At 70.8% G+C, this 13,328-nt stretch carries 12 protein-coding genes; 2 read left to right on the top strand and 10 right to left on the bottom strand.

Translation table 11 applies throughout. From position 1 onward, the window contains the following. Positions 1–15: 15 nt before the first annotated feature. From FHX37_RS16450 to FHX37_RS16420, 7 genes are all read right to left on the bottom strand, one after another. The gene (locus FHX37_RS16450) at positions 16–1,704 is read right to left on the bottom strand and encodes a sodium/solute symporter (protein WP_141924725.1); all 1,689 of its coding nucleotides are present in this window, start codon (positions 1,702–1,704) and stop codon (positions 16–18) included. Continuing rightward, the gene (locus FHX37_RS16445) at positions 1,701–2,024 is read right to left on the bottom strand and encodes a hypothetical protein (protein ID WP_141924724.1); all 324 of its coding nucleotides are present in this window, start codon (positions 2,022–2,024) and stop codon (positions 1,701–1,703) included. Before FHX37_RS16445 ends, FHX37_RS16450 begins: the two co-directional genes overlap by 4 nt. Before the next feature lie 26 nt (positions 2,025–2,050). Further along, complete coding sequence (locus tag FHX37_RS16440; protein WP_141924723.1) at positions 2,051–2,833, bottom strand: LytR/AlgR family response regulator transcription factor; 783 nt, start codon at positions 2,831–2,833, stop codon at positions 2,051–2,053. After that, the gene (locus FHX37_RS16435; RefSeq protein WP_141924722.1) at positions 2,830–3,903 is read right to left on the bottom strand and encodes a sensor histidine kinase; all 1,074 of its coding nucleotides are present in this window, start codon (positions 3,901–3,903) and stop codon (positions 2,830–2,832) included. Before FHX37_RS16435 ends, FHX37_RS16440 begins: the two co-directional genes overlap by 4 nt. Positions 3,904–4,033: 130 nt before the next feature. Further along, entirely contained in the window at positions 4,034–6,025 is a 1,992-nt protein-coding gene (gene acs / locus FHX37_RS16430) for an acetate--CoA ligase (protein WP_141924721.1), read from the bottom strand. A gap of 59 nt (positions 6,026–6,084) precedes the next feature. Next, positions 6,085–6,711 carry an acetate uptake transporter gene (locus tag FHX37_RS16425; RefSeq protein ID WP_141924720.1) on the bottom strand — a complete coding sequence of 209 codons (627 nt, stop codon included), beginning with the start codon at positions 6,709–6,711 and terminating at the stop codon, positions 6,085–6,087. Positions 6,712–6,876: 165 nt separating this feature from the next. Beyond that, positions 6,877–7,197: a hypothetical protein gene (locus FHX37_RS16420; RefSeq protein ID WP_141924719.1), complete on the bottom strand. Its 321-nt coding sequence runs from the start codon at positions 7,195–7,197 to the stop codon at positions 6,877–6,879. Between the two features lie 133 nt (positions 7,198–7,330). Between FHX37_RS16420 and FHX37_RS16415 the strand changes: the two genes are divergently transcribed. Next, the gene (locus tag FHX37_RS16415; protein WP_141924718.1) at positions 7,331–7,771 is read left to right on the top strand and encodes a hypothetical protein; all 441 of its coding nucleotides are present in this window, start codon (positions 7,331–7,333) and stop codon (positions 7,769–7,771) included. A 24-nt stretch (positions 7,772–7,795) separates the two neighbouring features. On the opposite strand, the gene FHX37_RS16410 is transcribed toward FHX37_RS16415, so the two are convergent. Beyond that, the gene (locus tag FHX37_RS16410) at positions 7,796–9,391 is read right to left on the bottom strand and encodes an MFS transporter (RefSeq protein ID WP_141924717.1); all 1,596 of its coding nucleotides are present in this window, start codon (positions 9,389–9,391) and stop codon (positions 7,796–7,798) included. A 235-nt stretch (positions 9,392–9,626) separates the two neighbouring features. Further along, positions 9,627–10,388, bottom strand: coding sequence for an SDR family NAD(P)-dependent oxidoreductase (locus FHX37_RS16405; protein WP_141924716.1), 762 nt, complete (start codon positions 10,386–10,388; stop codon positions 9,627–9,629). A gap of 265 nt (positions 10,389–10,653) precedes the next feature. Between FHX37_RS16405 and FHX37_RS23990 the strand changes: the two genes are divergently transcribed. Continuing rightward, positions 10,654–11,217: a winged helix-turn-helix transcriptional regulator gene (locus FHX37_RS23990; protein WP_342777620.1), complete on the top strand. Its 564-nt coding sequence runs from the start codon at positions 10,654–10,656 to the stop codon at positions 11,215–11,217. Here FHX37_RS23990 and htpG read toward each other — a convergent pair. Further along, the gene (gene htpG, locus FHX37_RS16395) at positions 11,177–13,090 is read right to left on the bottom strand and encodes a molecular chaperone HtpG (RefSeq protein ID WP_141924715.1); all 1,914 of its coding nucleotides are present in this window, start codon (positions 13,088–13,090) and stop codon (positions 11,177–11,179) included. The two genes, FHX37_RS23990 and htpG, sit on opposite strands and share 41 nt — an antisense overlap. Between the last annotated feature and the right edge of the window lie 238 nt (positions 13,091–13,328).

Raw genomic sequence — 13,328 nt, 5'->3', positions numbered from 1 at the left:
GCCCGTCGGCAGGACCTAACCCCCCAACCCGGTCCCGTCCCTCCGGGCGTCCAGGTGCAGGCGCAGCAGCGCGGTGGTGCTCCACGAGGGCGGCCTGCCGCACAGCGACACCGCGATCATCGTCGCGAACGCGGTGGGAACCGACCACAGCGCCGGGTAGGAGGCCAGGAACGCGAACCAGCCGTCCAGCTCGGGTCCGAACATTCCCGCCAGGAACGCTCCCGACGTGGCCGACAACCCGGTCAGCACCCCGGCGATCGCCCCTCCGGCGGTCAGCCGCCTCCACCAGATCCCCAGCACCAGCAGGGGGCAGAACGTGGACGCGGCGACAGTGAACCCCCACGTGACCAGCACCTCGACGTCGAACCGCGCAGCCGGCAGGGCGAGTAGCACGACGCCCGCGGCCACGGCCACCGCGGCCAGCCGCAGCGTGCGCAACCGGGTCGGCATCAGGTCGTGCGCGACAGCACCGGAGATGGCCAGCACCAGCCCGAGCGACGTCGACAGGAACGCGGCGAACGCGCCCGCGCTGAGCAGCACGGTGAACACGGTCCCGGCCCCGCCCGGGTCCACCGCCGCCGGCAGCGCCACGACCGCGGTGTCCGTCGCCTTCGACACGTACAGCTCCGGCACGAGGACCTTGGCGAGCACCCCGTACACCCCGGGGAACAGGTAGAAGGCACCGAGCAGGCCGACGGTGAGCGCCGCCGTCCTGCGGGCGGCGCTCCCGTCCGGGCTGGTGTGGAACCGCATCAGCACGTGCGGCAGCCCCATAGCGCCGAAGACGGTGGCGACCAGCACGGCCCACGTCCCCAGCAGCGGGTGGCCCGAGTCCCGCGTGTCCAGCAGCGGCCGCTCCCACCCGGCACCGCCGGGCAGGTCCGTTCCTTCCACTTTCGGTACCGGCGTTCCCTCCGGGAAGACCAGACGCTCACCGGAGGGGACGGTGACCCGCCCGGCGGGCAGCGTCTCGGCGGAGCCACCGGGATGGCGGACGGCCGTGTCCTCGGGCACCGTCAGCGTGGTGTCCACCTCGAACGTCACCGGGGTGTCCTGCTGGAAACGCGTGAACTGGGCGGGGTGCAGCGCCTCGTGCCGGGTCTCCGCACCCGCGTGCACGACCAGCCAGATCGCCGGAACGATGAACAGCAGCAGCTTCAGCACGAACTGGAACGCCTGCACGTAGGTCGCCGCCCGCATCCCGCCCAGCGCGAGGGTGAGGCTGGCGACGGTTCCGGCGACGGCCACCCCCACCCAGTACGGGGCGTCGCTGATGGAACTGAGGACCAGCCCGGCGGTGCGGAACTGCGGCACCACGTACAGGAGCCCGATCACGAGCACCACGACGGCGGAGAGGCGGCGCAGCGGGACCGAGGCCAGGCGCGCCTCGGCGAAGTCCGGGACCGTCAGCGCGCCCGAACGCCGCATCGGCGCCGCCACCAGCACGAGCATCGCGACGTAGCCGGCGGTGAAACCCACGCTGTACCACAGCGACCCGATCCCGTCGGTGAGCACGAGGGCGGAGATACCGAGGAAGGAGGCGGCGGACAGGTACTCGCCGGACACCGCGGCGGAGTTCACCAGCGGGGACACGCGCCGGGACGCGACGAGGAAGTCGGAGGAGCTGCGCATGGCGGCGACCCCGCGCAACCCCACCAGCAGGGTCACCAGAGCCACCGGGGCAACCGCCAGCACCGCGGTCATTCCCGCTCCTCGGTCCGCTCCGCCCACCGCAGCTGCCACCAGGCGAGGCCGGCCATCACCGGGAACGGGACCACGCCCACCATCAGCCACGACACCGGTACGCCCCACAGCCGGACGTGGTCGAGTTCCGGCCAGAGCGCGAACACGCCGGGCATGCCGAACAACAGGAGGAAGAGCGCACCGAGCGAGACCGCTCCGCGGGCGCCCTGGGCGCGGTACAACGCGCGGGCCCGTTCGGCGTCGCGCCGTCCGATCCGGGGCAGGCGCCACTTCCGGCGCAGTTTCCCGCGGCCGCGGGCGAGGCGCGTCTGCGGGCTCATCACCGTCACCCGCCGCCTGGTCCGGCTCACGACCGCCGCCCCAGCCAGCCGCGCTGCGCCGCCTCCAGCAGGCGTTCGCGCAGGTTCCGGGCGTGCCGCCGGCTCACCGGAACGTCGCCGAGGTCGGTGCGGGCCAGCAGGTTGCCGGTGGGGTCGCTGCGCAGCTCGCGCACCGCCTCCAGCGAGACCAGGTAGCCCCGGTGGACCCGGAGGAACCCCGCGCTTGCCCAGTGCTCCTCGAGCCGCGAGACCGGTATCCGCACCGGGTGCACCCCGGTGGGGGTGTGCAGCCGGGCGTAGTCCCCGCTGGCCTCGACGAACCGGACGTCGTCGCGGTGCACGTACCAGGTGCGTCCCCCCGCCTCGACCGGGAGCGCCGCCATCCCGTCCGAGTCGGGCGCCCGGTCCTCTCCGCCGTCCGGCGTCCCGGCCATCCGGACCACCTTGGCCAGCGCCGCCGACAGCCGCTCCGGGCGGACGGGCTTGAGCAGGTAGTCCACGGCGCCGATGCCGTAGGCGGTGACGGCGTGCTCGCTGTAGGCGGTCACGAACACGATGACCGGCGGCTGCGCCAACCGCGCCAGGAGGGAGCCCAGTTCGATACCGTCCAGGCCGGGCATGGCGATGTCCAGGAACACCGCGTCGTAACGGTTGGCCTGGATGCACTTCAACGCGTGCACCGGGTCCCCGGCCGAGTCCACGTCGGCGACCTCGGGCGCCTCCGACAGCATGCGGCGCATCTCGTCCAACGCGGCGGGAAGGTCGTCCACCGCCAGGACCCGCAACCCCGTCGCCGGTTCACCCGTCACGGCAGCACCCCGGGCTGGAACCGGGGGAGCCGGACGGTCGCCCTGGTCCCCGCGCCGAGTTCGGTCTCCAGCACCAGCCCGAACCACGAGCCGAAGACGTTCCGCAGCCGCTTGTCCACGTTGGCGAGCCCGATCCGGCCGGTGTCGGCGTCCCCGGAGAGGGCGGCCCTGGCCTCCTCCGGGGCCATGCCGATGCCGTCGTCCTCCACGGTGATGACGCACTCGTCTCCGTCGGCCTCGCCGTGTACGTGCACCGTCCCCGGCCCGGAGCGGGGTTCGATGCCGTGCCGTATCGCGTTCTCGACGAGCGGTTCGAGGACCAGGCACGGGACCGCGACGGCGAGGACCTCCGGCGCCACACGCACGTGCGCCTGCAGCCGGTCGCCCAGGACGGCGCGCTGCAGCGCGAAGTACGTCTCGATCGCGTGGAACTCCTCCGACACCGTCGTGTACTCGCCGTGCTGCACGAAGCTGTAGCGCGCGTAGTCGGCGAAGTCGATCATGAGGTCGCGCGCCCGGTCCGGTTCGGAGTGCACCAGCGAAGCGATCACGGTCAGCGCGTTGTAAACGAAATGTGGCGATATTTCGGCCCGCAACGCGCGCAGCTCCGCCCGTTCGGCCCGTTCGGCGGACCTCTCGAGCCGGCCCCGTTCCAGGGCCTGCGTCATCAGGGACGCCACCTCCCGGACCGCGCCCGTCGCCACGTCCCCGGAGACCAGCAGCACCCCGTCGAGCTCGTCGCGCACCCGCAGCGGGACCGCCACCAGCGGAGGCTTCCCCCGCGGCCTCTCGGCGCTCAGGACCCCGGCGACGAGCGGGCCCGTCTCCTGCTCGGGCGCCGGACGCCCCACCCACCGCAGCGAGCCGGAGAGGTCGGACACCGCCACGCCGCGCGCCCCCAGCAACCGGCGCACGGAGGCGAGCGCCCGCTTCGAGGCGGAACCCACGGTCCCGTCCTGCATGTCCTCGACGATGCGCCGGGCCGTGACCAGCGCCTTCTGCTGGCCCGAACCCGCGCGTGCCGCGCGCCCCCTGCCCGGGCGGGGCGCGCCGTCCGTTCGCACCGGCATAACCGATTCCCACCACCGTCGACGGTCGGGTCCCTGCCGAAACTCGCGGTCACCCACACTACGGAACGGTACGCCAGCCCGAGACCCCGGCGTCCGTACGCACCCGGGCGCCGGGGCTGGGTCCCCGCTGTCAGGCGTCCTCGTCCGCCCCCGTCCGCAGCCCGGACGAGATCAGCTCCATCACGCTCGAGTCGGCCAGGGTACTCACGTCGCCGACCTCCCGGTCCTCGGCGACGTCGCGCAGCAGCCGGCGCATGATCTTGCCGGAGCGCGTCTTCGGCAGCTCCGGCACCACCATGATCTGGCGGGGTTTGGCGATCGGCCCGATCTCGGAGGCCACGTGGTCGCGCAGGTCCGCCAGCGCCGCCGAACCGCTGTCCCCGTCCCCGGCGGCGTCGCCGTTCAGGATCACGAACGCCACGATCCCCTGACCGGTCACCGAGTCCGAGGCGCCCACGACCGCCGCCTCGGCCACGTCGCGGTGCGACACCAGGGCGGACTCCACCTCGGTGGTGGAGATCCGGTGCCCGGACACGTTCATCACGTCGTCCACCCGGCCGAGTAGCCAGATGTCGGCGTCCTCGTCGTACTTCGCGCCGTCCCCGGCGAAGTAGAAACCCCGGTCGGCGAAGGTGGACCAGTAGGTCTTCCTGTAGCGCTCGTCGTCACCCCAGATGCCGCGCAGCATCGCCGGCCACGGTTCGTCCAGCACGAGGTAGCCGCCCTCGCCCCGGCCGACCTCCGCGCCGTTGTCGTCCACCACCCGCGCCGAGATCCCGGGAAGGGGGCGCTGCGCGGAACCGGGCTTGGTGTGGGTGACCCCCGGCAGGGGAGAGATCATGATCGCCCCCGTCTCCGTCTGCCACCAGGTGTCCACGACGGGGGTCCGGCCGCCGCCGATCCGGTCCCTGAACCACATCCAGGCCTCGGGGTTGATCGGCTCGCCGACCGTACCCAGCACACGCAGACTGGACAGGTCGTAGGACGCGGGGATGTCCCCGCCCCACTTCATGAACGTGCGCACCAGGGTGGGCGCCGTGTAGTAGACGGTCACGCCGTACTTCTGCACGATCTCCCAGTGCCGGCCCTGGTGCGGCGTGTTCGGGGTGCCCTCGTAGACCACCTGGGTCGCGCCGTTGGCCAGCGGCCCGTACACGATGTAGCTGTGTCCGGTCACCCACCCGATGTCGGCGGTGCACCAGTACACGTCGGACTCCGGCTTGAGGTCGAACACCGTGCGGTGCGTGTAGGCGACCTGGGTCAGGTATCCCCCCGAGGTGTGGAGGATGCCCTTCGGCTTGCCCGTGGTTCCCGAGGTGTACAGGATGAACAGCGGGTGTTCGGAGTCCATCGGCTCCGCGGTGTGCTGGTCGGACTGGCGCTCGACGATGTCGTGCCACCACACGTCCGTTCCCGTGTTCCAGGCGACCTCGTTGCCGCCGCGCCGCACCACGACCACGTGCTCGACGCTCGGCGCCTGCGCCACCGCCTCGTCCACCGCGGGCTTGAGCGGGGCGACGCTGCCGCGCCGGAACTGGCCGTCCGCGGTGACCACCACCCGCGCCTGCGCGTCGTCGATCCGGGAGCGCAGCGCCTCGGAGGAGAAACCGGCGAACACCACCGAGTGGGGGAGCCCCAGCCGCGCGCATGCCAGCATCGTGAAGACCGTCTCGGGGATCATCTGCATGTAGATGGCCACCCGGTCGCCCTTCGCCAGCCCCAGTGAGGACAGCGCGTTGGCGGTCCTGCACACCTCGCGCTGCAGCTCGGCGTAGGTGATGGCGCGGGAGTCGCCGGGTTCGCCCTCCCAGTGGATGGCGACCCGGTCGCCGTTGCCCGCGGCCACGTGCCGGTCCACGCAGTTGTAGGCGACGTTGAGGTCGCCGCCGGCGAACCACCTGGCGAAGGGGGCGTCCGACCAGTCCAGTACCTGGTCCCACGCCGTGTCCCAGTGCAGCATCTGGGCCTGGTCGGCCCAGAACGCCTCCCGGTCGGCGTTCGCCCGCGCGTAGGTCTCCGCGGTCGCGTTGGCGTGCGCGGCGAACTCCTGGCTCGGGGGGAACGTCCTGCTCTCGTCGAGTAGGTTGTCCAGTGCCGCGCCCTGTCCGGGGTGGTCGGTCATGGTGGGGACCCTTCCGGGATCGTGTCTGTTCCGGTCCGTCAGTCGTGCGTTGTCGGGGGTCAGCGGGGGCTTCCGACCGGGAGGACGGTGCGTTTCCACGTCGCGTTGAGCACGCCCGCGAAGGAGGCGTAGAAAGCGGCCGCGGCGGTTGCGATGCCGAGCCACCCGCCGAGTGTGACGAGGCCGTCCACGCCGGCCAGCTCGCCGGTCGTCAGTGCCGCGAAGGTGAGGAACAACAGGACGAACACCGTGGTCAGGGCCGTGTTGGTCCGTAGCGAGGCGACCGTCAGGTAGCCGGTTACCACGGTGAACACCAGCAGGAACATGCCGGTGGCCGTGGCCTGCTGCGCCTGGGGGACCGTGTCCGCGAGGACCCCCACGTAGAGCGCGAACGCCATCCAGAACGCCCCGTAGGTGGGGAAGGCCGTGGCGCCGAACGTGTTGCCCGCGCGGAACTCCCACATTCCGGCGAGCAGCTGCACCAGGCCGCCGTAGAACAGCGCGAGCGCCAGCACGGTCGAGAGTTCCACGCTCTTGTCGATCAGTCCCGCGTTGACGAAGCTCAACACGAGGGTGGTGGAGGCGAACGCGGCCAGTCCCAGGGGGCCGGGGTCCGCGACCTGCGCGGTGGGGGCCGGCTCCCTCACCGGGGGCGCCCCTACGTCGGGCATGTCCTCTATGGCCATCGGTACTTCCCCTCGTCGACGTTCTCGCTGCCGATGTCGGGTCCCCGCGGGGCCGGATGCGGCCCCGTACGGGACGGGGGGACCTGCGGAGGGCCGCCCAACGCGCCCGACACCGCGGCTGTGCGGCGACGCGCGGTGGTTAACCGGCGTGTCACACGTCGGCAATCATTCGAATGTGACGCCGGACACGCAACAGGCGCGCGACGAACGGGCAGTGCGTGCGGCGAGTGGTTCCGTGTGTCGGTGAGCGGCGGTTCCCACGCGGGCGGAACCCGCCACGGCGACCAGGGGCAGCAGCAGGCGGGTCCACCGGTAGTGGCGCTGGTCGTACAACCGGGCCAGCGGGAGGAAGCGGAGACCGGCGACGAGGCAGAACGCGGCGGGCATCGCGGCCGCTCCGGAGGAACCCGCTGCCGCCCGCATCGGGGCGAAGAACGCCGGAACGGGGGCGCCCTCCGGAGCAGGATCCGGTCGGGCGCGCAACACCCGGGGCGGCGGTCCCGGTGGGAGGTGCGACTGCCCGCCGGGACCGGCCCGGGAGGGGAGCGTCCGGGAGCTTCCCGGGGCCTACGCTGGGAGCGCCACGCAGCCGGCCGCCCCTCCCGGAAACGAGGTACCGATGTCCCAGGAACAGGACCCGCCGACCTCCATCCGCTGGCGGCCGCGGAACGTGCTGCTCGCGGTGCTGGCCACCGCCCTGCTCACCGGGACGCTCGGATACGCCCTCGCCAGGAGCGACGTGGTCCTGTCCACCACCGTGGTCCAGCGCGAGACGTCAGCGGACGCGGGGGTCACCTACGAGCCCGGAGGCGCCTTCGACCCCCGGCCCGCGGAGGTGTTTCTGGTGCGCACCCGCGGTACGGGCGGCACCGGACACGAACTCCGCCTGGGGCACGACGCCGGGTCCTACTTCCACCGGGTGCCGGTACCGGCCGGCACCGGCACCACGGACCCTCCCCGCATCGACGGGGTCGACTGGGACCCCGGCAGCGCCACGGTCCGGCTCACCTCCGGTTACGCCGTCACCGTCGACGCGGAGAAGTTCGTCGGCCTGCGCTGACCGGGGCCGTCCACCAGACAGGCCCTAGACGGGCTCCCGGGCGGTCTCGTCCGGCACCGCCTCCGTCGGGGACTCCTCGCCGTCCGCGGTGTCGATGCTGGCGTGGCGCAGCAACCAGGCGACCAGGACCGCCACCAGGGTCAGCAGGACCGCGCCGAACCCGTAGGCGCTCTGCAGCCCCAGCCCGAAGGCGGACCGTGCCGCCTCCAGCAGCTCCGCTCCCGCCTCGCCGGGCAGGTTCCCGGCCACGGCGGTGGCCCCGCCGATGCTCTCCCGGGCCGCCTCCGCCGCGCTTTCCGAGGCCTCTGCGGGAACGGAACCCTCCAGCGCCGACCGGTAGACGACGGCGGAGAGGCTGCCGAGGAAGGCCAGACTCAACGCGTTGCCGAACCCGCCGCTCACGTCGCCCAAGGCCGCGGCCGACCCCGCCTGGTGCTTCGGAGCGGTCCCCACGACCAGGTTGGTGGACAGTGTGAAGAGCGGCCCCAGGGCCAACGCGATGACGGCGGCCACGGCGACGAGGGCGACAGCTCCGGCGCGCCCCTCCAGTAGGACCATCACCGCCGCGCCGCCCGCGGCGGTGAGCAGCCCGCCGGCCATGGTGAACGCCGGCCGCGTCCAGCGGTTCAGCACCGGAGCCAGCATCCCCCCGACCGCGGAGGCCAGGGCCGGGGCGAGCAGCAGCAGTCCCGCGCGGCCCGGGGACAGTCCGATGACCGTCTGCAGGTACTGGGCGAGGAGCATGTCGGTGCCTCCCATTCCCAGCAGCATCAGCAGCATGGCCAGCAGGGAAATGGTGAAGGCGGGGGCGGCGAAGGTCCGCAGGTCGAGCAGCGGGTCGGCCAGCCGCAGCTGTCGCCGGACGAACGCCACCAGGAACCCCAGCCCGACCACCACGGCCAGGAGGTAGGGCCACAGCGGCTCTCCCGTGGCGCTGGTCTGCTTGTCGGCGATCTCCTGGAGGCCGAAGATCACGCTGATGATCGCGCCCAGCGACAGCAGGACGCTGGTGATGTCCACCCGGCCGGCACCGTCGCCTCGGGGAGAGGGAAGCAGGGGGGCACCCGCCAGGAGCAGCGCGGCGACCGGCACGTTCACCAGGAACACCGAGCCCCACCAGAAGTTCTCCAGGAGGAACCCGCCCAGGGGCGGCCCGAGGGCCATGCCGGCGGAGAAGGAACTCATGGTCACCGCGACGGCCACGGAGAACTGCCGGGCCACGGGGAACATGCCGCGCAGCAGCGCCATGACGCTGGGGAGCAGCGTCGCCGCCGCGACACCGAGCAGGCCCCGCATGGCGATCAGGATCTCCGGGGTGGGGGAGTGGGCCGCCGCCAGGGAGGCCAGACCGTAGGCGCTCCCCCCGATGACCAGCAGGCGGCGCGGGCCGATGCGTTGGGCCACCCGCCCCATGGTCAGTGCGAATCCCACGGTCAGGAACTCCCCGGCGTGCAGGATCCACAGCAGTTGCGTGCTTCCCGGCGTGAGGTCGGCGGCGATGCTGGGAAGGGCGAGGAAAAGGACGGTCATGTCCGTGGCGGCCATGAGCAGTGGGAGCGTCAGGATGGCCAGGCCCAGCCATGCCCGCCACGTCGCGCGCTGTGCGGTGTCGGACGTCATGGGCACCCCTGTGTTGGTGGAACGGTGGGGATCGCCCACGGCGCCCCGTATCGACGTGACCGACCATAGAACCTCAAGTTTTCTTGAGGTCAATGCTCCGGGATGGGAGCCGATGGAGCGAAGCACGCCGGGGCGGCGCGCGCCGCCCCGGCACCCGAACACCCTTCCCGGCCGGGCGGCGCCGGAACCGCCTACGGGTCGGGCCGGTGAGATGTGCCGCTGGCATGTTCCAGGGTCAGCCGTGGGCGGGGACGAGCCCCTGGGCGATGCCGCCGTCCACGGGAAGCTCGACGCCGGTGGTGAACGTCGCCTCGGAGGCGAGGAAGAGCGCCGCGCGGGCGACCTCCTCCGGGGAGCCGACGCGTCCCATGGGGGTGAGCTCTCCTCCCTCCCGCTCGAAAGCTGCCCGGTCGTCCGCGGAGGCGGACACGCCCATCGTGGGAGTCCGGACGAAGCCCGGGCTGACGGCGTTCACCCGTACGCCTCGGGGAAGCAGCTCGGCGGCCAGGACCCGCACGAAGGAGTGCAGGGCCGCCTTCGCGCCGGAGTACACGGCCATGCCGGGGTTCCCGCTCGCGTTGGCGACGGAGGTCGTGCAGACGAGGGCGCCGCCCTCCCGCACGAGCGGAGCCAGGCGCTGCGCCGTGAAGAACACGCCTTTGGTACTGATGTCGAACTGCCGGCCGAACGATTCCTCGGTGACCTCGTGGAACGGTTCGAGTTCCGCGTGGCCGGCGTTGAGGAACACGAAGTCGACCGTGCCGAACCTTTCCCGCACGAGGGCGCCGAGCTCGTCCCTGTCGGACGCGTGCGTGACGTCGGAACGGACCGCGTGCGCCCGTTCCCCCGGTTCGTCCCGCACGGCCTCGACGTTGCGCTCGTCGCTGCCGGTGAGGACGACGTCGGCTCCGCCCGCGAGCAGCGCGCGGACGATCGCGAGTCCCATGCCGTGTGTCCCGCCGATGACCACGGCTTTCTTTCCTGCGTATGCGGACACGTGTCTCCAATCGGGTGGTGCTGGGCAGGTGTTCCGAGGAACCGTCCCGACGCTTCCGGCTCGCGCCCGCCGAACACGTGGCGAGTGGATCTCCGCGCCGCGGCACTGTTCTGGAGCCGGACAGGGGTATGCCCGGGCGAACGACCGAACGGGACGGTTCGTGGAACCGTGTTGTTCATCGTGGCCTAGGCTTTTTCCCAGAACAAGTACCAACAATTAATTCAGGTACTCACTTTTTGGTAAGTACCGGGGAACGGGTTCGGGTATGGCGAAGAAAAGCCCCTACAATTGTGGCCTGGACGCGGCCGTCGACGTGGTGGGAGGGAAGTGGAAACCGCTTCTTCTGTGGAAGCTGAGTGTCGGACCCTGTCGTTTCGGGGAACTGAGACGAGAATTCCCGGCGATCAGCGAGAAGATGCTCATCCAGCAGTTGCGCGCGATGGAGGGTGACGGGCTCGTGCACCGCGAGCTGTACTACCAGGTTCCACCGCGGGTCGAGTACTCGCTCACCGAGCTCGGGGGAGTCACTCAACGATGCGCTGAAACCCCTCGGGGACTGGGGCGAGCACCACATGGAGCGCATCGTCGCGGCACGCCGCGGTCATACCTGACCCCCGCCGGCCACGGGGCCCGAAAGGCCGGGAAACGGGGAGGCGGGGCTGGACCGGAGGAGGGGCGTTGTCCCCTCCTCCGGTCCGCCGCGCACGTCCCGCCGTCCCACGCGGGGGCCAGGGCGCAGGGCGCTGCCCGGCCCCCGGGCGTGGCCGCCGGCCACGCGGCTGCGCGCGTCAGAGCGTGCGCTGCAGCCGGTCGGCCATCAGCCTGGTGAACCGCGAACGGTCGCTGGGCTCCTCACCCTCGGCGAGCATGGCCATGTCGTGGATCAGCTCGGTGGTCTCCACCAGTTCGGTGTCGTCCCCGCGCTCGCCGTAACTGCGTTGCAGCCCGCTCACCAGCGGGTGCGTCGGGTTCAGCTCAAGGATCCCCTTGCTCTGGGGGATCTCCTGGCCCATGGCGCGGTACATGCTCGCCAGGCTGGACGTGATGTCGTCGGAGTCGCGCACGATGCACGCGGGCGAGTTGGTGAGCCGCGTGGACAGCCGCACCTTCTTCACCTTGTCGTCCAGCTTCGTCGTCATCCAGGACAGCAGCTCGGCGAACTCGCCCTTGCGCTTCTCGAAGTCCTCGTCCTTGGACCCGCCGTCGCCCTGGGCGTCGAGGTCGACCTCCCCCTTCGCGATCGACTGGAACTTCTTCCCGTCGAACTCGGGGACGGTCTCCACCCACACCTCGTCGACCGGCTCGGTCAGCACCAGCACCTCGAGACCCTTCTCCCGGAACGCCTCCATGTGGGGGGAGTTCTCGATGCTGGCGCGCGAGTCGCCCGTCATGTAGTAGATGTTCTGCTGCCCTTCGGGCATGCGGTCCACGTACTCCCGGAGGGTGGTGAGCTCCTCCGTGCTGTTCGTGGACGAGAAGGAGGAGATCTCGAGAATGGAGTCGCGGTTCTCGGGGTCGTTGACCAGCCCCTCCTTGAGGGCGCGTCCGAACTGGTTCCAGAAGGTCCGGTACTTCTGGGGGCTCTCGGACATCATGTCCTTGACCGTCGAGAGGACCTTCTTCACCAGCCGGCGGCGCATCATCTGGATCTGCCGGTCCTGCTGGAGGTTCTCACGCGAGACGTTCAGCGACAGGTCCTGCGCGTCGACCACGCCCTTGACGAAGCGCAGGTACTCCGGGACCAGCTCCTCGCAGTCGTCCATGATGAACACGCGTTTGACGTAGAGCTGGACCCCGCGCTTGCGCTCGCGCATGAACAGGTCCATCGGCGCCTGGGAGGGGAGGAACAGCAGCGCCTGGTACTCGAACGTCCCCTCCGCCTGGACGTGGATCGTCTCCAGCGGGTCGGCCCAGTCGTGGCTGACGAGCTTGTAGAACTCGTTGTACTCGTCCTCGGTGATGTCCTGCCTGGACCGTGTCCAGAGCGCCTTCATCGAGTTGATCGTCTCGATCTCGCTGGTGGTCTCACCGTCGCTGTCCGTCTGCTCGACGGCCATCCTGATGGGCCACCTGATGAAGTCCGAGTACCGCTTGACGATCTCGGTGATCTTGGCCGAGGAGGTGTAGTCGTGCAGCTGGTCCTCGGTGTCCTCGGGCTTGAGGTGCAGCGTGACCGAGGTGCCCTGCGGGGCGTCGTCCACCGGCTCGATGGTGTAGCTCCCCTCGCCGCTGGACTGCCAGCGCGTGCCCTGGCTCTCCGCGGCGTGCCGGGTCACCAGGGTGACCTCGTCGGCCACCATGAAGCTGGAGTAGAAGCCGACACCGAAGCTCCCGATCAGGTCCTGGGCCAGCGAGGGGTCGTCGGACTGTTTCATCCGTTCCAGGAACTGGGCGGTGTCCGACTTCGCGATCGTACCGATGAGCTGTACGACCTCGTCGTAGGTCATGCCGATCCCGTTGTCGGAGACCGTGAGAGTGCGCTGCTGCGGGTCGGGGTCGAGACGGATGTGGAGGTCGGAGATGTCGGCGTCCACGTCGTTCTCGGTGAGACTCCGGATGCGGAGTTTGTCCAGCGCGTCCGAGGCGTTGGAAATGAGCTCCCGAAGGAATATCTCCTTGTTCGAGTATATCGAATGGATCATCAATTGCAGGAGCTGGCGCGCTTCGACATCAAATTCGAATGTTCCGCCTTGTGCGCTCATCGCTTCGCTTTCGTTCCGCGGTCAATTACGAGGAATAAGGGGTTTCCCGCGATATTGTATTGGACGTGAGCGGCCGTTCCGCCGCTCGGTGCGCTGTCCCGGCGGGGCGGGTCGCGGTTCGTGGCGGCGCCAGCGCCGCTGCCGGCGCCGGCGCCGGCGCGGAGCCCGGATCTCTGCCGGCGTTAGCGGGGACCACCCGCGCGTGGTGGGCGTTACGTGTCTCACCATGGGTTCGGCG

The organism is Haloactinospora alba (assembly GCF_006717075.1).
GTDB classification, from domain to species: domain Bacteria; phylum Actinomycetota; class Actinomycetes; order Streptosporangiales; family Streptosporangiaceae; genus Haloactinospora; species Haloactinospora alba.
Note: the sequence above shows the minus strand (reverse complement) of the source record. Positions and strands in the feature narration are given on the sequence as shown.